The sequence below is a fragment of the Streptomyces sp. NPDC056479 genome, assembly GCF_042795335.1.
In the GTDB taxonomy this organism is placed as follows: domain Bacteria; phylum Actinomycetota; class Actinomycetes; order Streptomycetales; family Streptomycetaceae; genus Streptomyces.
This window is the reverse complement of sequence record NZ_JBHTRZ010000005.1, coordinates 599270-620705: the sequence shown is the minus strand read 5'-3', so window position 1 is coordinate 620705 and position 21436 is coordinate 599270. Positions and strand designations below refer to the sequence as shown.

21 protein-coding genes are annotated in these 21436 nt (G+C 71.7%); 3 read left to right on the top strand and 18 right to left on the bottom strand.

Annotated features, from left to right (window positions below; translation table 11 throughout):
• Window positions 1–68: 68 nt before the first annotated feature.
• Together ACFQ6S_RS23210 and ACFQ6S_RS23205 are read left to right on the top strand one after the other, a co-directional pair.
• Complete coding sequence (locus tag ACFQ6S_RS23210; protein ID WP_383412824.1) at window positions 69–974, top strand: ATP-binding cassette domain-containing protein; 906 nt, start codon at window positions 69–71, stop codon at window positions 972–974.
• Window positions 971–2575 (top strand): ABC transporter permease, encoded by a 1605-nt coding sequence (locus ACFQ6S_RS23205; protein WP_383412821.1) that lies wholly within the window; start codon window positions 971–973, stop codon window positions 2573–2575. The genes ACFQ6S_RS23210 and ACFQ6S_RS23205 overlap by 4 nt, the downstream gene beginning before the upstream one ends.
• A gap of 6 nt (window positions 2576–2581) precedes the next feature.
• On the opposite strand, the gene ACFQ6S_RS23200 is transcribed toward ACFQ6S_RS23205, so the two are convergent.
• From ACFQ6S_RS23200 to ACFQ6S_RS23155, 10 genes are all read right to left on the bottom strand, one after another.
• The gene (locus ACFQ6S_RS23200) at window positions 2582–3175 is read right to left on the bottom strand and encodes a Uma2 family endonuclease (RefSeq protein ID WP_383412818.1); all 594 of its coding nucleotides are present in this window, start codon (window positions 3173–3175) and stop codon (window positions 2582–2584) included.
• An 88-nt stretch (window positions 3176–3263) separates the two neighbouring features.
• Window positions 3264–4484, bottom strand: coding sequence for a cytochrome P450 (locus tag ACFQ6S_RS23195; RefSeq protein WP_383412816.1), 1221 nt, complete (start codon window positions 4482–4484; stop codon window positions 3264–3266).
• A 54-nt stretch (window positions 4485–4538) separates the two neighbouring features.
• Window positions 4539–4973: a VOC family protein gene (locus ACFQ6S_RS23190; RefSeq protein ID WP_383412813.1), complete on the bottom strand. Its 435-nt coding sequence runs from the start codon at window positions 4971–4973 to the stop codon at window positions 4539–4541.
• Window positions 4974–4996: 23 nt separating this feature from the next.
• Complete coding sequence (locus ACFQ6S_RS23185; protein ID WP_383412810.1) at window positions 4997–5662, bottom strand: response regulator; 666 nt, start codon at window positions 5660–5662, stop codon at window positions 4997–4999.
• Window positions 5659–6996, bottom strand: coding sequence for a sensor histidine kinase (locus tag ACFQ6S_RS23180; RefSeq protein WP_383412807.1), 1338 nt, complete (start codon window positions 6994–6996; stop codon window positions 5659–5661). Before ACFQ6S_RS23180 ends, ACFQ6S_RS23185 begins: the two co-directional genes overlap by 4 nt.
• 119 nt (window positions 6997–7115) lie before the next feature.
• Complete coding sequence (locus ACFQ6S_RS23175) at window positions 7116–7790, bottom strand: response regulator (RefSeq protein ID WP_383412804.1); 675 nt, start codon at window positions 7788–7790, stop codon at window positions 7116–7118.
• Window positions 7787–9184, bottom strand: coding sequence for a sensor histidine kinase (locus tag ACFQ6S_RS23170; RefSeq protein ID WP_383412802.1), 1398 nt, complete (start codon window positions 9182–9184; stop codon window positions 7787–7789). The genes ACFQ6S_RS23175 and ACFQ6S_RS23170 overlap by 4 nt, the downstream gene beginning before the upstream one ends.
• Before the next feature lie 112 nt (window positions 9185–9296).
• Window positions 9297–10529 carry an acyltransferase gene (locus ACFQ6S_RS23165; RefSeq protein WP_383412799.1) on the bottom strand — a complete coding sequence of 411 codons (1233 nt, stop codon included), beginning with the start codon at window positions 10527–10529 and terminating at the stop codon, window positions 9297–9299.
• Window positions 10522–11604 carry an alpha/beta hydrolase gene (locus tag ACFQ6S_RS23160; protein ID WP_383412797.1) on the bottom strand — a complete coding sequence of 361 codons (1083 nt, stop codon included), beginning with the start codon at window positions 11602–11604 and terminating at the stop codon, window positions 10522–10524. Before ACFQ6S_RS23160 ends, ACFQ6S_RS23165 begins: the two co-directional genes overlap by 8 nt.
• 183 nt (window positions 11605–11787) lie before the next feature.
• Window positions 11788–12705 carry an alpha/beta hydrolase family protein gene (locus ACFQ6S_RS23155; RefSeq protein ID WP_383412795.1) on the bottom strand — a complete coding sequence of 306 codons (918 nt, stop codon included), beginning with the start codon at window positions 12703–12705 and terminating at the stop codon, window positions 11788–11790.
• 209 nt (window positions 12706–12914) lie between these two features.
• On the opposite strand from ACFQ6S_RS23155, the gene ACFQ6S_RS23150 reads away from it, so the two are divergent.
• On the top strand, window positions 12915–13517 hold the full coding sequence (locus ACFQ6S_RS23150) for a TetR/AcrR family transcriptional regulator (protein ID WP_383412792.1): 603 nt from the start codon (window positions 12915–12917) through the stop codon (window positions 13515–13517).
• Here the strand turns inward: ACFQ6S_RS23150 and kynU are convergent.
• The 8 genes from kynU to ACFQ6S_RS23110 all read right to left on the bottom strand — a co-directional run bounded on the left by kynU (window position 13514) and on the right by ACFQ6S_RS23110 (window position 21428).
• Window positions 13514–14713, bottom strand: coding sequence for a kynureninase (gene kynU / locus ACFQ6S_RS23145; RefSeq protein WP_383412790.1), 1200 nt, complete (start codon window positions 14711–14713; stop codon window positions 13514–13516). The two genes, ACFQ6S_RS23150 and kynU, sit on opposite strands and share 4 nt — an antisense overlap.
• On the bottom strand, window positions 14706–15554 hold the full coding sequence (locus ACFQ6S_RS23140) for a tryptophan 2,3-dioxygenase family protein (RefSeq protein WP_383412787.1): 849 nt from the start codon (window positions 15552–15554) through the stop codon (window positions 14706–14708). The genes kynU and ACFQ6S_RS23140 overlap by 8 nt, the downstream gene beginning before the upstream one ends.
• A 149-nt stretch (window positions 15555–15703) precedes the next feature.
• Window positions 15704–16117 carry a DUF3151 domain-containing protein gene (locus ACFQ6S_RS23135; protein ID WP_383412784.1) on the bottom strand — a complete coding sequence of 138 codons (414 nt, stop codon included), beginning with the start codon at window positions 16115–16117 and terminating at the stop codon, window positions 15704–15706.
• Window positions 16118–16364: 247 nt separating this feature from the next.
• Window positions 16365–17852, bottom strand: coding sequence for an MFS transporter (locus tag ACFQ6S_RS23130; protein ID WP_383412782.1), 1488 nt, complete (start codon window positions 17850–17852; stop codon window positions 16365–16367).
• Between the two features lie 58 nt (window positions 17853–17910).
• Window positions 17911–18933 carry a class II fructose-bisphosphate aldolase gene (fbaA, locus tag ACFQ6S_RS23125; protein ID WP_383412780.1) on the bottom strand — a complete coding sequence of 341 codons (1023 nt, stop codon included), beginning with the start codon at window positions 18931–18933 and terminating at the stop codon, window positions 17911–17913.
• A 172-nt stretch (window positions 18934–19105) separates the two neighbouring features.
• Window positions 19106–19654: an orotate phosphoribosyltransferase gene (gene pyrE / locus ACFQ6S_RS23120; RefSeq protein WP_383412777.1), complete on the bottom strand. Its 549-nt coding sequence runs from the start codon at window positions 19652–19654 to the stop codon at window positions 19106–19108.
• Between the two features lie 10 nt (window positions 19655–19664).
• A complete protein-coding gene (locus tag ACFQ6S_RS23115) occupies window positions 19665–20462 on the bottom strand; it encodes an aldose 1-epimerase (RefSeq protein WP_383412774.1) in 798 nt (265 codons plus the stop codon).
• A gap of 90 nt (window positions 20463–20552) precedes the next feature.
• Complete coding sequence (locus ACFQ6S_RS23110; RefSeq protein ID WP_383412771.1) at window positions 20553–21428, bottom strand: SRPBCC domain-containing protein; 876 nt, start codon at window positions 21426–21428, stop codon at window positions 20553–20555.
• Between the last annotated feature and the right edge of the window lie 8 nt (window positions 21429–21436).

The window sequence follows — 21436 nt, the reverse complement described above, 5'->3', positions numbered from 1 at the left end:
CATCCTATCGGGCCTTTATACGCTTCCTTAACTTCACAAATTTCTGAAAGAAGCGTACGTTCTGAACCATGACGAAGGCAATCACCGTCTCCGGACTGCACAAGTCGTTCGGCAAGACGCACGCGCTCGACGGCCTCGACCTGGACGTCGAGACCGGCGAGGTCCACGGCTTCCTCGGCCCCAACGGCGCCGGCAAGTCCACCACCATCCGCGTCCTGCTCGGCCTGCTTCGTGCCGACTCCGGCGGCGTCCAGGTGCTCGGCCGCGACCCCTGGACGGACGCGGTGGAGGTGCACCGCCGGATCGCCTACGTGCCGGGGGACGTGACGCTGTGGCGGAACCTGTCGGGGGGTGAGGTCATCGATCTCTACGGCCGGCTCCGCGGCGGGCTGGATTCCGGGCGCCGCGCCGAGCTGATCGAGCGGTTCGAGCTGGACCCGACGAAGAAGGGCCGCACCTACTCCAAGGGCAACCGGCAGAAGGTCGCCCTCGTCGCCGCGTTCGCCTCGGACGTGGACCTGCTGATCCTCGACGAGCCGACCTCGGGCCTGGACCCGCTGATGGAGGAGGTCTTCCAGCGCTGCGTGGAGGAGGAGCGCGACCGCGGCCGCACCATACTGCTCTCGTCCCACATCCTCAGCGAGGTCGAGGAGCTCTGCGACCGGGTCAGCATCATCCGCAAGGGCCGCACGGTCGAGAGCGGCTCGCTCGCCGACCTGCGCCATCTGACACGGACCAGCGTCACGGCCGAACTGGCCGGCCCGCCCAACGGGCTGTCGCATCTGCCGGGCGTCCACGACCTCGACGTCCAGGGCCGGCGCGTCCGCCTCCAGGTCGACACCGACAAGCTCGACGCCGTACTGCGCTCGCTCAGCGAGTCCGGCGTACGGTCGCTGACCTCGACGCCGCCGACGCTGGAGGAGCTGTTCCTGCGGCACTACCAGGCCGACATGAGCGAGGTGGCCGCCCGATGACCGCCACCGCCTTCACGGTACGGCCCGCAGGCTCACGCCAACTCGCGGGCACCGCAACCCTGCTGCGCTTCGCCCTGCGCCGCGACCGGGTGATGATCCCGGTCTGGGTGGCGGTGAACGCGCTGATGATCCTCTCCATGCCGAACACGCTGGAGAACCTCTACGCCACCCCGGCCGAACGCGCCGACCTCGTCCAGAACACCGCGACCAACGCCTCCTTCCGCGCACTGATCGGCCCGGTCTTCGACGACTCGATCGGCGCCCTCACGGCCTGGCGGGTCGGCGTCTACGCGGGCGCGCTCGCGGCCGTGGTGAGCATGCTCCTCGTCGTACGGCACACCCGGGACGAGGAGGAGAGCGGCCGTCACGAACTGGTGGCCTCCGGGATGGTGGGCCGCCGGGCCTCCCTGACGGCCGCGCTGCTCACTGCGGCGGTCGCCAACGCCGCACTGGCGCTGCTGGTGACGGCGGGACTGGCCGGGCAGGGCGCCTCCGGGGCACTGGCCTTCGGGCTCGGGCTCGCCGGGGTCGGCATGGTCTTCGCCACGCTGGCGGCGATCGTCGCCCAGTTCACGGAGAGCGCGCGGCTCGCGCGAGGGCTGACGGCCGGGCTGCTGGGCGCCGCGTTCGTGTTGCGCGCGGCGGGCGACTCGGCGTCGGACGACGGTTCGTCGGCGCTGACATGGGCCTCACCGCTGGGCTGGCTGGAGAACGTGCGGCCGTTCGCGGACGAGCGCTGGTGGGTGCTGCTGCTGCTCGCGGGGGCGGCCGCGGCGCAGGGCGTGGTGGCCTATGCGCTCGCCGGGCGCCGGGACGTGGGAATGAGCTTCCTGCCCGCCCGTCCGGGCCCCGCGCGCGGCCGCCTCGGTACGGCGGGCGCGCTGGCCTGGCGGCTGCAGCGCGGCGGCGTGCTCGGCTGGAGCATCGGCTTCTTCCTCGCCGGGGTCGTCTACGGCGGGCTGACCGACGGTGTGGCCGACCTGGTCGGCGACAACGACAACGCGCGGGAGATCTTCGAGCGCATGGGCGGGCAGTCGGGGCTGACGGACGCGTTCCTGGCGTCGATGGTCGGCATGCTCGGACTCATCGCGGCCCTGTACGTCGTGGCGTCGGTCCTCCGGCTGCACGGCGAGGAGACCTCGATGCGAGCGGAACCGATCCTGGCGAACGCGGTGGGCCGGCTGCGCTGGGCGGGGGGCCATCTCGTGATCGCCTTCGCCGGCTCCGCCCTGATCATGCTCCTGGCCGGCCTGGGCTTCGCCGTCGGCTACGGCAAGGAGATCGGCCCGATCCTGGGCGCGTGCCTGGTCCAACTCCCGGCGATCTGGGTCATCGGCGGCCTGGCGGTCCTGCTGTACGGCCTCTTCCCCCGAGCGGCGATGGGGGCGTGGGCGGTGGCCGGCGCGGTCCTGCTCATCGGCTGGGTGGGCCCTGCGCTGGACGTCCCGCAGACGGTGCTGGACCTGTCCCCCTTCGGACACCTGCCCAAGCTGCCGGGCGGCGGGATGGAGTGGGGCCCGGTGCTGGTCCTGCTGGCGCTGGCGGCGGGGCTGGTGGCGGCGGGGCTGGCGGGGTTGCGGCGGCGGGACATGACGACATGACGGGGATCAGTCGAAGTACAGCTTGAGTTCCTCCGTATCGAGCTCGATGCCGACCGGGTCGGGGAGAGCGACCTTGCCACCGAGCCTGACCACGTGGATGTCCCGGTAGACGCCCTCCAGGTCCGGATCGCTGTGCACGAGGACGGACAGCTCGTCCCGGTCGATCAGCAGATAGACCGGGATGCCCGCCTCGGCGTACGCCCGCGGCTTCTCGACCCGGTCGCGGTTGTGTGTGTCCGAGTCGTACGACGTGATCTCGACTGCCATCAGCACGCCCTGAGGGTCGGCCCAATCCCCCTGGCCCACGAAGTGATCGACCGGGGCGAGCACCCCGTCAGGCCGGGCCCGTCCCTGGCGGTAGGCCTCCACCTTGAGACCCTGCAATGGGTTGAGGTCGAGCTCAGGCCTGGCCCGCATGCATTGCCGGATCAGCCACATCGTGATCGCGCCGTGGTTGCCGTTTGTCACTTTCTTGAGACCGATCCGTCCGTCGATGAACTCGAACCTGACGGTCTCGTCCTCCCGCTCGGCGAACTCGGTGATTCGCTCGAACATGTCCACCGACAACTGAGACGACGCACGCTCTGCCATAACCGTCATGGTGCCTCCCTTCGCAGGCGTGCACCAGGATGACGAGCCGCCGACGGCCATCGATCGGGATTCGCTCAGTGATCATCCGAACGAGTGATCACCCCACTTCGACGCTCAGCCCCTCCAAGCCCCGGATCACAAAGTTCGGCTTGCGCTCCGGTTCCGCCGCCAGGCGGAGGGTCGGGGCCTGTTCCAGCAGGGCCGTCATCGACGCCGCCAGCTCGATGCGGGCCAGTGGGGCGCCGATGCAGTAGTGGATGCCGGCGCTGAAGGAGATGTGGGGGTTGTCCTTGCGGGTGAGGTCGAGCTTCTCCGGGGTTTCGAAGGCCTCCGGGTCGTGGTTCGCGGAGCCGAAGAGCATGGCGATCTCCGCTCCCCGCGGAATCGTCGTGCCGTCGATCTCGATCTCGTCCAGGACCCAGCGCTCGAAGAGCTGGAGCGGGGTGTCGTAGCGCATCAGCTCCTCGATCGCGGACGGGATCAGGGAGTGGTCGGCGCGCAGGGCCGCCAGCTGGTCGGAGTTGCGGAACAGGGCCCACCAGCCGTTGACCGTGGCGTTCACCGTGGCCTCATGGCCGGCGTTGAGGAGCAGGACCGCCGTGGAGATCATCTCCTGCTCGGTGAGCCGGTCGCCCTCGTCATGGGCCTCGATCAGACCCGAGATCAGGTCGTCCCCGGGCTCCTTGCGGCGGGCCGCGATCAGCTCCAGCAGATAGTCCGAGAACTCGACCGACGCACGGACCGCCTTCGTCGCCGTCTCCTGCGACGGGTTCAGCTCGTACATCCCGCAGATGTCCGCCGACCAGGGCCGCAACTGCCCCCGGTCCGCCTCGGGAATCCCGAGCATCTCCGCGATCACCGCCACCGGCAGCGGCTCCGCGACGTCCGTCAGCAGATCACCGCCGCCCGCCGCGACCAGCCCGGACACCAGCTCGCCCGCCAGCTCCCGCACATACGGCTGCAGCCGCTCCACCGTGCGCGGTGTGAAGGCCTTCGACACCAGCCGGCGGATCCGCGTGTGGTCCGGCGGCTCCAGATCGAGCATCCCGTGGTCGTTCAGGACGTGGAACGGCTCCTGCTCCGGCGGCGGCGCGGTGCGCCCGAAGTCCTCGTGCGTGAAGCGGTGCTGGTACGTCCGGCCGAGCCGGCGGTCGCGCAGCAGCGCCGAGACGTCCGCGTGGTGCGGCACCAGCCACTGGTTCGTGGGCTCGAACCAGTGCACACGGCCCCTGGCCCGCAGCTCGGCGTAGGCGGGGTACGGATCGGCGAGGAACGCCGGGCCCCAGGGGTCGAAAGCGAGGTCGAAAGGAGCTGCCATGCCCGGACGTTAGACCGCCGTCCCCCTCCCTGACCAGGGGGGCCAGGACACGACCTAGGCCGCGCCGAAGTCCGGCAGGGTGATCGAGCCGTCCTCGGCCAGCGGGAAACCGGGATTGTGGGCGACCTCCCACGCATGACCGTCGGGATCGACGAACGCGCTGGAGTAGAAGCCGATCTCGTTGACGGCCGCGGGTTTGGTGACCGTCCCGCCGGCCCGCTCCACCGCCGCGAGCAGCGTGTCCACCTCCGCCTCGGACCGGACGTTGTGCGCGAGGACGATCCCACCGAAACCGCCCGCCGAGCCGGGCTCCAGCCCGCAGTCCCGCGCCAGCTTGTCCCGCCCCCAGAGCACCAGCCCCAGGCCGCCCGCCTGGAAGAACACGGTCTGAGCGACCTCCTGCCCCCGCCAGCCCAGAGCCTCGTAGAAGGCCTTGGAACGGGCGAGATCCAAGACGCCCAGCGTGATCAGAGTGATGCGCTGTTCCATGCCCTCACCGTAGCCCCGGCGCCTCAGCCCGGCGTGACCAGACGCGCCTCGTACGCGAACACCGCCGCCTGCGTACGGTCCCGCAGCCCCAGCTTCACCAGGATCCGGCTGACATGGGTCTTGATCGTCGACTCGGCGACCACCAGCCGCTCGGCGATCTCCGAGTTGGACAGGCCCTGGGCGATCAGCACCAGCACCTCCGTCTCGCGCTCGGTCAGATCCCCGTACGCCGCGTGCGCGGACGTCATCAGACGCGGGGAGTCGGACAGCTTCGAGAACTCCGTGATCAGCCGCTTGGTGATCGACGGGGCGAGCAGCGCCTCGCCGGCCGCCACCACCCGCACACCGTCGGCGAGTTGGCGTGCCGAGGCGTCCTTCAGCAGGAAGCCGGAGGCGCCCGCCCGCAGCGCCTGGTACACGTACTCGTCGAGGTCGAACGTGGTCAGCACCAGCACCTTGGCCGCGCTGTCCGCCGCGACGATCTCGCGGGTCGCCTCGATGCCGTTCAGCTCCGGCATGCGGATGTCCATCAGCACGACGTCGGGAGCGAGTTCACGGACCCGGTCCACCGCCTCGCGGCCGTTGACCGCCTCGCCGACGACCTCGATGTCCGGCATCGCGTTCAGCAGGACCGAGAAGCCTTCGCGCACCATCATCTGGTCGTCCGCGATCAGCACGCGGATGGTCATGAGCCGTCCTCTGTCGTCGCCGCGACCGGCAGGAACACCGTCACCTCGTAGCCCCCATCGTCCGTCGGGCCCGCCGTCATCTCGCCGTTGAGCATGGTGACGCGCTCCCGCATGCCGGTGATGCCGTGCCCGGCGCCCGGCGAGGGCTTCACCAGGGCCGGCGCGGGCGGCGGGCCGTTGACTATACGCAGGCCGAGGCCGCCGAGGACATACGCGATCTCCACCCCGGCGCTCGCGCCGGGTGCGTGCCGCAGGCTGTTGCTGAGCGCCTCCTGCACGATCCGGTACGCCGACAGCTCCACGCCCTGCGGAAGCCCGCGCACCGCTCCGGTCACCGTCTTCTCGACGCTCAGGCCCGTGTCCCGCACGTTCGCCAGCAGCCCGTCCAGTTCGCTGAGCGTGGGCTGCGGGGTGTCCGGTGCCTCGTAGTCCTCGGCTCGGACGACGCCCAGGACCCGGCGCAGTTCGGTGAGCGCCGCGACCGCGTTCTCCCGGATGGTGGCGAAGGCACGCTCCAGCTCCGGCGGCGGGTTCTCCACCCGGTAGGGGGCGGCCTCGGCCTGGATGGCGACGACCGACATGTGGTGGGCCACCACGTCGTGCAGCTCGCGGGCGATGTTCGTGCGCTCCTCCAGCAGGGTCCGCCGGGAGCGCTCGTGCGCGGTCACCGTCTGCTGCGCGGTCACCTCCTGCCGGGCCTCCTTGCGGGTGTGCCAGACGGCGACGACCAGCATGATCAGTGCGGAGAGGATCAGCATGGGGCCGCTGTCGGTGCCGTAGTGGCCACCGGAGAGCATGAAGTCCGCCACGAAGGCGTACGCCGCGGTGAGCGCCCACATGTACGCGGCCGTGCGCGGTCGGGTGCGTATGGCCACGATCGTCAGCACGGTCAAATGGCACAGGAAGCTCGCGGGCAGCCAGGGCCAGCCGTCCCACGAGCTGCCGAAGACCTGGCTGACCGGGGTGGCCGCCATCGACATCCAGAACGCTCCGACCGGCCGCAGCATGGTCAGCAGGATCGGGAGCACCGCGAGCGGACCGAGCAGCAGGACCGCGCCGTCGTTGTCGACGGCGGCCATGAGCAGTGTGAGCAGGGCGACCGCGACGATCATGGCGTGCGGCGTCCAGGCCGCCCACTCCCGCAGACGGCCCGGCAGCCTGCGGGTGATCGGGCCGTCGACGCTCATGCGCGGCAGCGGACGGTAGGTGAAGGCGTCGTGGGACAGGTCCTGCCGCAGCCCGCGCAGGGCGCCCGCGGCGAGCCGGTACTCCGGGCTGCGTGGCTTGGCCGCGTCCCCCGTCGGCGGGGTCGGCATCTCAGTCGTCTCGGTCACGTACAGAACGGTAGGCGCCAGGCCGCATCGCGGTCGTCCCCAGTGAGAGGGGTTCTGCCGGGTCCGTCTCAGGTACTACGGGTATCACCGCTGGTCGCGCCCGGGTCGGAGCGCCCCGATCAGTACCCCGAGGGCCGCACCAGACCCGACTCGTAGGCGAACACCGCCGCCTGTGTACGGTCCCTCAGTCCCAGCTTCACCAGGATCCGGCCCACGTGGGTCTTCACCGTCTGCTCGGCCACGACCAGGCGCTCGGCGATCTCCGCGTTCGACAGGCCCTGCGCGATCAGCGCGAGGACCTCAGTCTCGCGCTCGGTCAGGTCGCCGACGCGTTCCTTCAGCGGGGGGCGCGGCCGGCCGTCCATCTTCGTGAACTGGGCGATCAGACGGCGGGTGATGACGGGCGCGAGGAGGGCGTCGCCGGCCGCGACGACCCGTACCGCCTCGGCCAGCTGGTCGGCGGAGGCGTCCTTGAGGAGAAAGCCCGAGGCGCCCGCGCGCAGCGCCTCGTACACGTACTCGTCGAGGTCGAACGTCGTCAGCACCAGCACCCTGATGTGCGGGAACGTGGTGGTGATGCGGCGGGTGGCCTCGATTCCGCCGAGCTCCGGCATGCGGATGTCCATCAGGACCACGTCGGGCACGAGCTCGGTGACCTTCGCGACCGCGTCCAGGCCGTGGACCGCCTGGCCGATCACGTCGATGTCGGGCTTGGTGTTGAGCAGCACGGAGAATCCCTGCCGGACCATCTGCTGGTCGTCGGCGATGATTACGCGGATGGGGCTGCTCGTCATGCGGTGTCGTCCTTGTCGGGGTCGTGGAGGTTCGAGTCGCGGGGGCCGGAGTCTTGGTCGTCGGGGTCGAGGGCGTCGAAGGCGTCGAGTGCGTCGGCGTTGTCGGCGTGCGTGGGGTCCTGCGGGACGTAGCCGAGGCCCTCGACACGCAGGTACGCCGGAAGGTAGGCGCTCACCACGAACCCGCCCTCGAGCGAGCGGTTCGCCGACAGGCCGCCCCCGAGCATCGCGGCCCGCTCCCGCATGCCGAGCAGCCCGTGCCCCGCGCCCTGCGACGGCGGCGCCGGCCACAGCGGCGGTGAGTTGACCACCCGCAGGCTCACCCCGTGCCGTTCGTACGCGACGGCGACACGCGCGCTCGAGCCGGGAGCGTGACGCAGGACATTGCTCAGCGCCTCCTGCACGATCCGGTACGCCGACAGCTCCACCCCGGGCGACAGCTGCCGGCGCCGGCCGGTGATCTCGACGGTCACGGTCAGTCCGGCGGCACGGGTGTTCTCCACGAGTGCTTCCAGCCGCTCCAGGGTGGGTTGCGGGGCGTGCGGGGCGTCGGGGTGCTCCGAGCGCAGGACGCCCAGGACGCGACGGAGTTCGGTCAGTGCCTCCAGGGCGTTCTGGCGGATGCCTTCGAGGTTCTCCTTCAGCTCGTCGGTGGGGTTCTCGACGAGGTGGGGGGCGACCTGGGCCTGGATGGAGATGACCGACATGTGGTGGGCGACCACGTCGTGCAGCTCGCGGGCGATACGGCTGCGCTCCTCCAGCAGGGTGCGCTGGGCCCGCTCCGCCGCGGTGAGGGTCTCCTGCTCCACCAGTTGGGAGCGGGCCTCCTTGCGGCCGCGCAGGGCGGTGCCGACGAGGACGGCCACGGCGAAGATGGCGACCGAGGTGGTGCCGGTGCCGGAGTAGTTCTCGGCTCCGATGACGCTCTGGAGGACGAAGGTCACCAGGCCCGACACGGCCAATGCCGCCACGGCGGTGCGGGTGCGCACGCGCAGGGCCAGGAGCAGCAGGACGCTGGCGTGGGCGATGACCGCGGGGGTGCTCCATGGCCAGTTGGGGTCGGGGGCCGCGGTCTCTGCCAGGTGGGGGCGGGCGGTCATCGCGGTGGCGACCGTGGCGGCGAGGCTCAGGGCCCAGGCCGCGCCCGGGTGCCACAGGGCGAGGATCAGGGTGAGGCCGAGGGCGAAGCCGCCGACGAGGCCGTTGGCGGTGGTCAGGTCGTAGCTGGCGCTGAGTTCGTTGCCGCCGGCCAGGGAGACGCCGAGGGCGATCCATGTGGTGAGGAGGATCGTCAGCCAGCGCAGCCAGGTTGTGCCGAAGGGTTTGCGGAGGTTTTCGGGGAGGGTGCGTTTCCTGGGTGCGGGCTTGTCGGGTGGCGGTGGGTTCGGAGGCACGCGGCCTTCGGCCGCGTTCGGGTTCCCACCGGCACCAGGCCCCCGTGGGGGTCGCGCGCCGTCGGTGGCCTCGGGTGCGGTCGCATCCTCCCGTTCGTTCACGTGGTCAACCCTAGGCATGGTTACGGGCCTTCGTTTCACGGGTGTTGGGGGTCGGGTGGGTGCGGATGACTCTGGACTCGCGGCCCCTCGGGCGGCGCGGGCCCTGTTCGTAGATGCGGAACGCCGCCCAGCACAGGGTCAGTGCGGCCATGAACAGGGGGAGCCAGGCCAGGCGGGCCGCCAGCCAGGTCAGGTTGTCGGGGAAGGTGTGCAGACCGGGGAGATGACCTGCCGTCAGGGCCGTGGCCGTGGTGGCCATCAGGGCCGTCTGGTGCCATAGGAAGATCGTCATCGCGGAGAGGTTGAGCAGGGCCACCGCCGCCCACGCCAGCGGGATGCGCATCGCCCGCCGCAACGGCTCGCGCAGGAGCAGCGCCAGGCCGCACTGGGCCAGGCCGAAGGTGACGGCGGCCAGCGTCGGCGGGTTGAGGTTGGAGACTCCGGCGCCGGGGACGCCGACCATGGACGCCGGATAGCCCGCCCAGGCGATGAGCGCGGCCGTCGCCGCCGCGCCGCCCGTCAGCAGGATCCAGCCCGCGCGCGGGCGCTCCAGCTCGCCCCTGGTCCAGGCCGCGCCCAGCGTGTACGGCACCAGCCAGCCCGCCGCCAGGTTCACCCAGCCGAGCCAGTCGGGTCCGCCCAACCCGAAGCGGAGGAGATCCACATGCAGGACGACGGCCAGCGGCCAGAGGGGATGGAGGCGCAGCAGCAGAGGCGTCACCGCCGTCAGCGCCGCGAAGACCAGGAGGAACCACAAGGGGGACAGGGCCAGTTTGACCAGCGTGTGGACGGTGTCCATGTCGGTGCCCGACAGGAGCAGCAGGGCCGACGCCACCGTCCACAGGGTGAGGACGGCCGCCACCGGCTTGAACAGACGGGACAGCCGGGACCTCAGCCACTGTCCATAGCTCGTGCCGCGCTCCCGGGCCGAGGTGTAGCCGCGGGTCGCCACATGACCGCCGACCAGGAAGAACACGGCGAGGGTCTGGAAGACCCAGGAGATCGGGGACAGCCAGGGCAGGTAGTGCAGCGGGCTGGCGGTGCGCAGACCTGTTCCGCCGCCGTCCGCCACCAGGGCCGTGACCAGCCAGTGGCCGAGGACCACACCGAGGATCGCGAAGGCCCGCAGGGCGTCCACGGCCCGGTCGCGCTCGGCGGGGGTGACGGCGTCCACCTGCGCGGCGCCCCGGCGTATGCCCTTCCATGCGCCCTTCAGGCGCGCTGCCGTCGTCGACTCAGCCATGGGTCACCTCCGAGGTCTCGCCCAGGACGATGCGGGTCAGGTTCGCCAGGGACGTCGACCCCGGCTTGAAGTAGTCGCTGTGGCCGCCGTCGCCTGCCGCGAAGACACGGGCGCCGAAGGCCGGGGAGATCGGGTCGGTGCCGAAGCCGACGGTCGCGCCGAGCAGGTCGAGGCGGACGTGCGGGACCTCCGCCACCCAGTCGTCGGCGCCGCGGGCCGCCCAGACGCGGGCCCGGGTGTGCAGGGCGGCGGCGGTGCCCGCGCCGGTGCCGGGGCTGCCGACCAGGGCGATGTCGTCCACGTCCAGGCGGGAGGCGGCGCGGCCGCAGACCACGGAACCGTAGGAATGGCAGAGGAGGGAGAGGTGGGCCTCTCGGCCGGTGACGGCGCGCAGTTGCCGTATGAACTCCCGCAGCTTCGGGGCCGCCGCCTCGGCCCGCCCGGTCGTCGTGACCGTGGTGCTGACCGTGCCCGGTGTCTCGTAGCCGAGCCAGGCCACCACGGCGGTGCCCGTGCCCTGCGGGGCCTCCCGGGTGAGCCGTTCGTACAGCGCGCGGGCGGTGTCGCGGAAGCGGTCGTAGGTGTCGATGGAGGTGTCGGAGCCCGGGACCAGGACCGCGATGCGGTCGGCGTGGGCCAGGTCGCCGAAGACCTCGCTGGCGAGGCCGGGGCCGCGGCCGTCGTAGGTGAGGAACCGGCGCGACGGGTCGGCCATCGCGCGGTCCGCGGCGGCGCGCTCCCGGTTGCCGTGGGCCGCGGCCATGCGGGACGCCTCGGCGGCGTTGGCGCGGTTGGCCTCGTAGGTCTCGTCCAGCGTCGCCGCCGTCACCGGAGCGAGGGCCGCGGGAGCGGGGGCGGGGATCTCGGGGCGCGCGGCTCCGGACAGCGGGACGACCACGGCGCCCGTGATGAGCACGGCGAGGAGGGCCCGGCGCCATCGGTGGCCGCGGTGGGGCTGCTTGCGCTCGCATGTCCTCCGGGCCGCGGACGGCGGCTCCTTCGCCCGACCCGGCCCGCCCGGCGTGTACGCCTCCCGCGATTCGCTCGCGCCGGCTGCCCCCGTCGTACGCCCCATGGTCGTCTTCCCTTCCAGTCCGCCCGGCCATCGGGCTTGCCTGGATGGGAAATTACGGATCCGGACTCGTCGTCCGCGTCATGCCAGGGAGCTCACCTGCGACGTAGCTCTCAGGTACTACGGGTATGAGGGGGACCGGTCATTAAGGGGAGGACAGCACGACGGCGCCGGCACCAGAACGGCTCACCACGCCAACTGCGCGATCTCCTCCACCACCACCGCACACGCGTCCGCCGCCGGATCGATCAGCGGAAAGTGGCCGACGTCCTCCAGCAGTGTCAGTCCGACCACCTCCCCCGCCTTCGCCGCCGCGTCCGCGTACGACTCGGTGACCGCCGGCGGCACCACGAGGTCCGCGCGGCCCTGGACGAGTGTGGTCGCGATGCCCGTCGGGAGCAGGAAGGTCGGGTCGGCGTACGGCCGGCGCTCGGCGAACTCAGTGCCGCCGCCGAGGAGTTGGCGCGCCGCACCCCCGCAGACGTCCAGCTTGTCGGCGACGTCGAAGTCGGCGATCGGGGCGAGGGCGACCACGCCGCGCAGGGGGGTGGGCCGGTCGGTGCGCCAGGGGGCGTCCGCCGGGAGGACATGACGGGCCGCCGCCCACAGGGCAAGGTGGCCGCCGGCCGAGTGACCGGTGAGCACCATCCGGCGCGCATCCGCCTGCGGGAGGATTTCCCGTACGAGCGCGGGCAGCGCGTCCAGCGCGGCGGCGATGTCGTCGAAGGTGTCCGGCCACCGGCCCGCGGCCGGCGGACCGACGGCCGGACCGCCGCCCCCGCCCGGAGTCTCGGAACCGGCCTCGCCGCCACCCGGGCCCCGCCGATACTCCACATTGGCCACGGCGAACCCCCGCCGAGCCAGAAAGTCCGCGAACGGCGTGACATGGCGCCGGTCGTAGCGGGCCCGCCAGGCACCGCCGTGCAGGAGGACGACCAGCGGGGCCGGGCTGCCCGCGGGGATCTCGCCGCGGGGCGCGTAGAAGTCGATCACCTGGTCGGGGTGGTCGCCGTAGGAGGCGATGGCGTCGGGATCGACGGGCGGGTGCGAGAAGGCCGATTCCTCCTCGGCAACGTCCCGGGCAGCTGCGACGTCGTCCGGCATGCTCCAACCTCTCAGCTACGAAACGGATTTGGACGAAAGGGAGCTGGCGGACCAGGTGCGAATTCGACCGTTGGCGGGGACGGTATCAGGCGGGTGACGTGCGCGGACACGCGGATGTCACGCTCGGTGAGGATTAAACGGTTCTGCTGTTTCGTTACGCTGGCAGCGCGGAGCACACCACGGCCCGCACCTGCACCAAGGAGGCCGATATGTCCGCCGAACCCGGCACCGTACGTCCCGGAGGGCGTACGGCGCGTGTCCGTGCCGCCGTGCTGCAGGCCGCCGGAGACGTGCTCGCGGAGCAGGGTTTCGACGGCCTCGACCTCGGGGATGTCGCCCGCCGCGCGGAGGTGGGCAAGACCACGGTGTACCGGCGGTGGGGCTCGGTGACGGGGCTGGTGGCCGATCTGCTCGCCGACATGGCCGAGCAGTCGTCACCGCGTGAGGAGACCGGGTCCGTGCTCGGGGATCTGCGGGCCAACGCGGCTCTGGTGCAGCGGACGTTGGCCGATCCCCGGCAGGGGGCGCTGTTCCGCGCGGTGATCGCCGCGGCGACGTGCGACGCACGCACGGCCCAGGCGCTCCGGCGGTTCTACGAGGTGCGGGTCGCGGAGTGGGCGCCGTGCGTGGAACAGGCCGTCGTCCGCGGGGAACTGCCCGCGGGGACGGACGCGGAGGCCGTCGTACGTGCCGTGTCGGCGCCCCTTTACTACGAGTTGCTGACGACCGGGGTGATCCCCGACGCCCCCGCCGCGGAGCGCGCCGCGCGAGGCGCGCACGCGGCTGCCGTGGCGGGGGTGTACGTCGGTTAGCGCGGCGCCGCCCCGAGCAGCACCTCGGCCAGCACCCGCGCCGCCCGCTCCACGTCCGCGAACCCGACGTACAGCGGGGTGAAGCCGAACCGCAGCACGTCCGGGTGCCGGAAGTCGCCGACGACACCTCGCTCGATCAGCCGCTTCATCACGTCCCCGGCGTCCTCGCAGCGCAGCGCCACCTGGCTGCCGCGCTCCCCGTGGGCCACCGGAGTCACCGACTCCACGCGTCCCTCGGGCACATAGGCCCCGACGCACTCCAGGAAGAAGTCCGTCAGCGCGAGCGACTTGGCCCGCACGGCCTCGACGGACACGCCGTCCCAGACCTCCAGGGCCGCCTCCAGGGCGAGCATGGAGAGGATGTCGGGCGTGCCGACGCGACCGCGCAGGGCACCGGAGGCCGGTTCGAAGTCGCCGCGCATGCCGAAGGGGTCGGTGTGCGAGTTCCAGCCGGGCAGCGGGGAGTCGAAACGGTCCTGGAGGTCCCGGCGTACGTACAGGTACGCCGGTGAGCCGGGGCCGCCGTTCAGGTACTTGTAGGTGCAGCCGACCGCCAGGTCCACCCCGTGCTCGTCGAGCCCGACCGGCAGCGCACCCGCGCTGTGGCACAGGTCCCAGACGGCGAGCGCGCCCGCCGCGTGCACGGCGGCGGTGAGGGACGGCAGGTCGTGCAGTCGGCCGGTGCGGTAGTCGACGTGGTTCAACAGCACCGCGGCGGTACGGCCGGACAGCGCCGCGGGCACCTCCGCGGGCGTCACCGGACGCAGTGTGCGGCCGGTCATCCGCGCCGCCGACTCGGCGATGTAGCCGTCGGTGGGGAAGGTGGTCGCGTCGACGAGGATCTCGTCGCGGTCGTCCGCCGCCATCCGCACGGCCGCCACAAGTGCCTTGAAAACATTGACGCTTGTCGAGTCACCGACCACGATCTGCCCGGCCGCCGCGCCGACCAGCGGGGCGATCCGGTCGCCGATCCGCTCCGGCGCGGACCACCAGCCGCTCTCGTCCCAGGAACGGATCCGCAGCTCGCCCCATTGCCTGCGTACGACGTCCTCCACGCGGCCGGGGACATGGGCGGGCAGGGCGCCCAGGGAGTTGCCGTCGAGGTAGACGACGTCGTCCAGTACGAACTGCTTGCGGACGCCGGCCAGTTCGTCGGCCGCGTCCAGCGATCCTGCCTGTGCCGCGAACTCAGACATGGGACCTCGCCGTCCACAGCTCGGGGAAGACGTTCTTCTGCGCGCGCTTCTCCAGCCAGGCCACGCCGGCCGAGCCGCCCGTGCCCGCCTTGGCGCCCATCGCGCGCCGGGTGGCGACCAGGTGGTCGTTGCGCCAGCGCCACACGAGTTCGGCGACATCGGTCAACGCTTCGCCGAGGCGGGCGAGTTCGGAGTTCTGGTCACCGGAGTAGATCGCGGTCCAGGCGGCTTCGACCGCCTCCGTCGGCTCGTACCGGCGCGAGACGTCGCGCTTCAGCACGGCCTCGGGGATCGCGCTGCCGTGCCGGGCGAGGAAGCGGAGCACCTCGTCGTAGAGGCTCGGCTCGTGCAGGGCCTTCTCCAGCTCGGCGTGGACGCGCGGGGCGCCGCGGTGCGGGACCAGCATCGACGCGGACTTCTCGGCGAGCAGGAACTCCATCCGGCGGTACATCGCCGACTGGAAGCCGGAGCCCTCGCCGAGGGCGCTGCGGTACGCGTTGAACTGGGCCGGGGTGAGCTGGCCGAGCGGCTTCCAGGAGGCGTTCAGGGCGTCCAGTTCCCGTACGGAGCGCTTCAGGGCGTCGATCGCCACGGCCGGCCGGTCCTCGCGCAGGGCGCGTGCGGCGGTCTCCCACTCGTGGACGATGACCGTGAACCACAGCTCCATCACCTGGGTCGTGACCAGGAAGACCATCTCTCCGGGGTCGTCGGAGAGGGTGTGCTGGAGGTGGGTGAGCACGTCCGCCTTGACGTAGTCCTCGTACGGCGTCGTACCCGCGAAGTCGAGATTCGGGGTCTCGGGCTCCTGAGTCTCCGTGGACCTGTGAGCCTGCTGGGACATCGCTGTCTCCTGTGTAACTCCGGGTAGCGGTCCGCCCTGCCGTTATCGACAAAGGGGCCCCGGTCCCCACCCGGCATCCTCAGGGATCGCCCGGAGCAGCGCAAGGCCCGCCTGGTCACATCGGCGGGCCTCACGTGGGGCCGGCGTGGCTAGCCCAGGGTCTGGGCCGCCGTCGGTGAGGAGTCCTTCAGGAACTGGGTGCAGCGCTCGTACTCCTCCTGCTCGCCGATCGTTCCGGCGGCGCGGGCGAGGGCGTGCAGGGCGCGCAGGAAGCCGCGGTTCGGCTCGTGCTCCCAGGGGACGGGGCCGTGGCCCTTCCATCCGTTGCGGCGCAGGGCGTCCAGGCCGCGGTGGTAGCCCGTACGGGCGTAGGCGTACGACTCCACGACGCTGCCCCGCTCGAACGCCTCGTCGGCCAGCTGGGCCCAGGCCAGCGAGGAGGTCGGGTACTTCGCGGCGACGTCCGCGGGGGCGGTGCCGCCGGCGAGCAGCTCGCGCGGCTCGGGGTCGTCGGGGAGGTGGGTCGGGGGCGGGCCCCCGAGAAGGTTTTCGTGATTGGCCATGAGGTCCAGTCTGGCCCATGGGGCGGGTACGGCAGAGGTGGGGCGCCCTTGGGTGAGGCCGGGTGTTTCTCGCCCCCGCCGCCCCCTACCCGTCCCATCCCCCAGGGGCGCCGCCCCTTCGACCCCGGCCCCTTCTGGGAGCTGCCGCCCCCAGACCCCCGGCATCGGCCCTGAACAGGCCTCGTCCTCAAACGCCGGCCGGGCTGACATCGCCTGGACCGGAGCCACGCAGTGCCACCGCACAGCCTCAGACCCCGCCCTCGTCCTCCACCCCCAACCGCCCCTTGCTCCGCACCCCCTCCAACGGTGGTGTCGTCACGCTTCCGTGGTGGATGCATTCCGGGCGGCGGCAGTCCGGTGGGAGCGGGCGTACCGTCGCGAAGGCGACCAGGGCGCCCAGGACCAGTACGCCCGCGCAGATCACCATCGCCCGGCCGAACGCGTCGTCGAAGGCGTCGGCCGAGCGGTAGGCCTCCTCGCCCATGCCGGCCAGCAACGGCAGCGCGGCCACCGCGATCAGGCTCGCCGCACGGGCCGCCGCGTTGTTGATGCCGCTGGCCAGGCCCGCACGGGCGACGCTCACGGAGGCGAGGACGGTGGCGGTCAGCGGAGCGACCAGGGTGACCAGGCCGAGGCCGAAGACGAAAACGGCGGGCAGTACGTCGGCGACGTACGAGGCGTCCGGGCCGACGCGCAGCATCAGCAGCAGGCCGACCGCACTCACCAGTGGCCCTACGGTGAGCGGGATGCGCGGCCCGATCTTGTCGGCCAGGGCGCCGGACCGGGCGGAGAACAGCAGCATCAGCACGGTCGTCGGCAGCAGTGCCGTACCGGCTTGCAGGGCCGTGTAGCCGGAGACGACCTGGAGCTGGAGCGCGGCCAGGAAGAAGAAGCCGCCGAGGGCCGCGTACACGCACACGGTGACCAGGTTGACCGCGGTGAACTGCCGGGACGCGAAGATGTCGAGCGGCATCATCGGGTCGCGCCGCCGTTTCTCGACGTACACGAAGGCGATCCCGGCGGCGACGCCCGCGACCGCGGTGACGGCGATGATCAGGGACCCCTCGCGGGCCTCGATCAGGGCGTACGTCACGAGTGCGAGGGACAGCGCTCCGAGGGCCGCGCCCAGCACGTCGAAGCGGCCGTGCTTGGACCCGTCGCCGGACTCGGGGACGTGGCGCAGGGCAATGGGGACGCACAGCAGCGCCAGCGGGACGTTGAGCAGGAAGACCCAGCGCCAGCCGGGGCCGTCGACCAGCCAGCCGCCCAGGAATGGGCCGATGGCCGCACCGATACCGCCGAAACCGGACCACAGGCCCACCGCCCTGGCCCGGTCGTCGGGGTGGAAGGACGCCTGGATCAGCGCGAGGGAGCCGGGAGTGAGCAGCGCCCCGCCGATGCCCTGGAAGGTCCGCGCGGCGATGAGGAAACCGGCGTTCGGTGCGAGCCCGCACAGCAGCGAGGCCGCGGCGAACCAGATGACGCCGATGACGAAGATCTTGCGGCGGCCGTAGCGGTCGCCCAGGGAACCGCCGAGGAGGATCAGACCGGCGAGGGCGAGGGTGTACGCGTTGACCGTCCACTGGAGGGCGGAGAGGTTCGCGTCCAGGTCCTCGCCGATGCGGGGGAGGGCCACGTTGACGACGGTCGAGTCCAGCATCGCCATGCTGGAGCCGAGGACAGTGGTGAGCAGGATCCACTTGCCTTGCGGGGAGGCCATCCGGACGTCGGGCATGACCCCAGGTATACAGCGAGCCCGGTGCCGTAGCACCGGGCTCGCTGCATGCGTACGGCTACTTGATCTTCGTGCCGGTGGAGCGCAGGTGGGCGCAGGCCTCCGTCACGCGCGCGGCCATGCTCGCCTCGGCGAGCTTGCCCCAGGTGCGCGGGTCGTAGGTCTTCTTGTTGCCGACCTCGCCGTCGACCTTCAGGACACCGTCGTAGTTCTGGAACATGTGGGCCGCCACCGGACGCGTGAAGGCGTACTGCGTGTCGGTGTCGATGTTCATCTTGACGACGCCGTTCTCCAGCGCGGTCGCGATCTCCTCGGCGGAGGAGCCGGAGCCGCCGTGGAAGACGAAGTCGAACGGGGACGCCTTGCCGTACTTGGCGGCGACGCCCTCGTTCAGCTCCTTCAGGAGCTCGGGACGCAGCACGACGTTGCCCGGCTTGTACACACCGTGCACGTTGCCGAAGGACGCGGCGAGCAGGTAGCGGCCCTTCTCACCGAGACCGAGCGCCTCGACGGTACGGATCGCGTCGTCGACCGTGGTGTACAGCGAGTCGTTGATCTCGTGCGAGACGCCGTCCTCCTCGCCGCCGGTCGGGGTGATCTCGACCTCGAGGATGATCTTCGCGGCGCGGGCGCGCTCCAGCAGCTCCTGCGCGATCGACAGGTTGTCGGCGAGGGTCTCGGCCGAGCCGTCCCACATGTGCGACTGGAAGAGCGGGTTCTCGCCGCGGGCGACGCGCTCCTCGGACACCGCGAGCAGCGGACGTACGTACCCGTCGAGCTTGTCCTTGGGGCAGTGGTCCGTGTGCAGGGCGACGGTGATGTCGTACTTCTTGGCGACGATGTGCGCGAACTCGGCCAGGGCGACTGCGCCGGTGACCATGTCCTTGCTGTGCTGGCCGCCGAGGAACTCCGCACCACCCGTGGAGATCTGGATGATGCCGTCGCTCTCCGCCTCCGCGAAGCCGCGCAGGGCCGCGTGCAGGGTCTGGGAGGAGGTCACGTTGATGGCCGGGTAGGCGAACTTGCCTGCCTTCGCCCGGTCGAGCATCTCGTTGTAGACCTCGGGGGTTGCGATGGGCATCTGTCCGCTCCTTGGAGTGTGCGGGTTGACGTACTGCGTACGGCGTTCTTCTTACGGCCCTGACCTAGACCTTGGGGGGTGCGACGTCGTCGTCGGCCCCATCTTTCCAGACGAACCGGGATGCTCCGAGCGCCTGTCATCAGCCGAGACGGACGCCGTTTCGGAGCGGACGTCAGTCCAGTCCGAGCTCGTCCTTGGAGTACGCGAAGAGGTACGGCACTCCCGCACCCTCCTGGATCTTCACGTCGGCGCCGGTGGCCCGGTCGACGATCGTCGCGACGGCGACGACCTCGGCGCCCGCCTCACGCACGGCCTCGACCGCGGCGAGCGGGGAGCCGCCGGTGGTGGAGGTGTCCTCGACGACGAGCACGCGGCGCCCGGCGATGTCCGGCCCCTCGACCCGTCGCTGCAGCCCGTGCGCCTTGGCGGCCTTGCGTACGACGAAGGCGTCGAGCCGCTTGCCGCGCGCGGCGGCGGCGTGCAGCATGGCGCCGGCGACGGGGTCGGCGCCCATGGTCAGCCCGCCCACCGCGTCGAACTCCAGCTCCGCCGTCAGGTCGAGCAGCACCTGCCCGACCAGCGGGGCCGCCTCCCCGTCGAGGGTGATGCGGCGCAGGTCGACGTAGTAGTCCGCCTCGAGCCCCGACGACAAGGTCACCTTGCCGTGCACCACGGCCTTGTTCTTGATCTGTTCCAGCAGCTCACCGCGTACGTCAGTCATGCCGCCCAGCTTAGAGGCGCCGCCAGCTCCAGAGAGTCGTGGCCTCCAGCGGCTCCAGGGGCGTGACCAGGCGGGGCAGGGTGTTGAGCCCGTTGGGCGGCCCGGTCTGCGGCTCGACGCATACGGCGGCCTCCTGCTCGTCGTACACCACGACCCACTCCTCGCGGCTGCTCACCTTCAGCTCCAGCCGCCCCGGCCAGGTGAGGGTGACGTCGACGCCGCCCGGCATGCCGAAGCAGTCGTCCCAGGGCCCGGGCTTCGGATCGATCCGGTTGCCGGTCGGGAGGTGATCGTCCCCGCGCTCCTCCTGCCAGGCGGGGGTGAAGTCGAGCCGGACGTCCTGGGCGCCCTCGCCGCCGAGGTTCCGGTTGAACCAGGGATGCCAGCCGATCTGGGCCGGGAAGGACGTCCCATACGTCTCGACGGACATGGTGAGGCTGAGGCTGTCCGGGGTGAGCGCGACGACATGGGTGACGCGGCCGGTGTAGGGCCACGGGTCGACCAGGTCGTAGGTGATGACGGCCTCGCCCTCGGTGACCCGGGCGACGCTCCAGGCGCCGTCGCGGGCGGTGCCGTGGATGGCGTGCGGCGGGGCGCTGAGCGGCATCTGCCGCACCTGGGCGCCGTCCAGGAACCGCCCGTCCCTGATCCGCCCGCACCAGGGAACCATCGGAAAGCACCCGAAGCGCTCTCCCTGCCGCAACAACTGCGTCCCGCCGACGCGAAGGCCCCCGACCCGCCCGCCGTTGCCCGGCAGCACGTCCACCTCCGCGTCACCCGCGGTCAGCGTGATGTGTTCGCTACTCACGGGACGACCCTACTGGGGCGATCAAGGGGGCGCGGCCGTCCCCCGATGCCGCTCCGGCCGATCTCGGCCCGTCGGGAGTCCGAGGGCCGGTCAGCCACGCCGCCGCAGCATCCGCCGCCCCACCACGATCGCCGAGGCCAGCACCAGCGCCGCCGCCGGTGCGGCCCACCGCAGCGTGGCGTTCGGCACCACGGTCTGGGGCGCCGGCACAGGCGCGTACCGCCCGCGCGGCGGCGCATGATCGACCTCCTCCGCGCTGCGCCCGATCATCGTCCGCCTGGCATGCGCGGCCTCGGCGACCGGCGGCTCCTCCTCGGACTCGCCCTTCTCGCCCCGGGGCTCCAGCGAAGGCGGCGGCACATCGGTCTCGAAGACGGACGCGGACTCGGCATCACCGACGGGGCCCTCCTTGCCCCCCGTCTCCGGCGCCGCGGCGTCATCCGCGTCCGGCGTCGTCTCGAAGTCACTGGTCACCCGTGTCTCGAACTCCCCGGGCGCCAAGGACTCCGTCACGGCCTCCGTCCCGGCCTCGGGATCCGGCTCCCCCGCCACCACTCCCAGCTGCTCCCCGAACCGATTCAGCAGCCGTCCCACGGCCGCCTCCACCGCGTCCTTCGAGAACTCGGCGATCCGCCCGTCCGCCGACGCGCTCCCCTCGAAGACGACGACGCAGCCGCCCTCGGCCTCGCGCACCCGCACGGTGAGCGTCAGCTTCACGGATCCGCTCCCGCGCGCCTCGGTCGCCTCGCCCTCGACGGCGTACGAACCGTCCTCCCGCGCGGAGACTCGCACAGCGCCCCGGTACGTGATGGTGTGACCACCGACCCGCACCTTCAGCCGTCCGGCGACGGGCTCGGCTCCGGCATCCTGCTGGAGCCCGGGGACCGCCCGGGCGACCCGTACGGGGTCGGCCAGCGTCTGCCTCAGCGGCTCGACCGTGACCGGAACGAACACCTCATGCTCCATGTCGATCG

Bases quoted from the DNA above. Each gene is read 5' to 3' on its own strand.
- ACFQ6S_RS23200 (WP_383412818.1), bottom strand. From the start codon at position 3,175: ATGACGGTTATGGCAGAGCGTGCGTCGTCTCAGTTGTCGGTGGACATG.
- ACFQ6S_RS23165 (WP_383412799.1), bottom strand. From the start codon at position 10,529: ATGGCTGAGTCGACGACGGCAGCGCGCCTGAAGGGCGCATGGAAGGGC.
- ACFQ6S_RS23110 (WP_383412771.1), bottom strand. From the start codon at position 21,428: ATGGAGCATGAGGTGTTCGTTCCGGTCACGGTCGAGCCGCTGAGGCAG.
- ACFQ6S_RS23190 (WP_383412813.1), bottom strand. From the start codon at position 4,973: ATGGAACAGCGCATCACTCTGATCACGCTGGGCGTCTTGGATCTCGCC.
- ACFQ6S_RS23135 (WP_383412784.1), bottom strand. From the start codon at position 16,117: ATGGCCAATCACGAAAACCTTCTCGGGGGCCCGCCCCCGACCCACCTC.
- ACFQ6S_RS23130 (WP_383412782.1), bottom strand. From the start codon at position 17,852: ATGCCCGACGTCCGGATGGCCTCCCCGCAAGGCAAGTGGATCCTGCTC.
- ACFQ6S_RS23185 (WP_383412810.1), bottom strand. From the start codon at position 5,662: ATGACCATCCGCGTGCTGATCGCGGACGACCAGATGATGGTGCGCGAA.
- ACFQ6S_RS23150 (WP_383412792.1), top strand. From the start codon at position 12,915: ATGTCCGCCGAACCCGGCACCGTACGTCCCGGAGGGCGTACGGCGCGT.
- ACFQ6S_RS23155 (WP_383412795.1), bottom strand. From the start codon at position 12,705: ATGCCGGACGACGTCGCAGCTGCCCGGGACGTTGCCGAGGAGGAATCG.
- ACFQ6S_RS23205 (WP_383412821.1), top strand. From the start codon at position 971: ATGACCGCCACCGCCTTCACGGTACGGCCCGCAGGCTCACGCCAACTC.
- pyrE (WP_383412777.1), bottom strand. From the start codon at position 19,654: ATGACTGACGTACGCGGTGAGCTGCTGGAACAGATCAAGAACAAGGCC.
- ACFQ6S_RS23195 (WP_383412816.1), bottom strand. From the start codon at position 4,484: ATGGCAGCTCCTTTCGACCTCGCTTTCGACCCCTGGGGCCCGGCGTTC.
- ACFQ6S_RS23210 (WP_383412824.1), top strand. From the start codon at position 69: ATGACGAAGGCAATCACCGTCTCCGGACTGCACAAGTCGTTCGGCAAG.
- ACFQ6S_RS23140 (WP_383412787.1), bottom strand. From the start codon at position 15,554: ATGTCCCAGCAGGCTCACAGGTCCACGGAGACTCAGGAGCCCGAGACC.
- ACFQ6S_RS23160 (WP_383412797.1), bottom strand. From the start codon at position 11,604: ATGGGGCGTACGACGGGGGCAGCCGGCGCGAGCGAATCGCGGGAGGCG.
- kynU (WP_383412790.1), bottom strand. From the start codon at position 14,713: ATGTCTGAGTTCGCGGCACAGGCAGGATCGCTGGACGCGGCCGACGAA.
- fbaA (WP_383412780.1), bottom strand. From the start codon at position 18,933: ATGCCCATCGCAACCCCCGAGGTCTACAACGAGATGCTCGACCGGGCG.
- ACFQ6S_RS23175 (WP_383412804.1), bottom strand. From the start codon at position 7,790: ATGACGAGCAGCCCCATCCGCGTAATCATCGCCGACGACCAGCAGATG.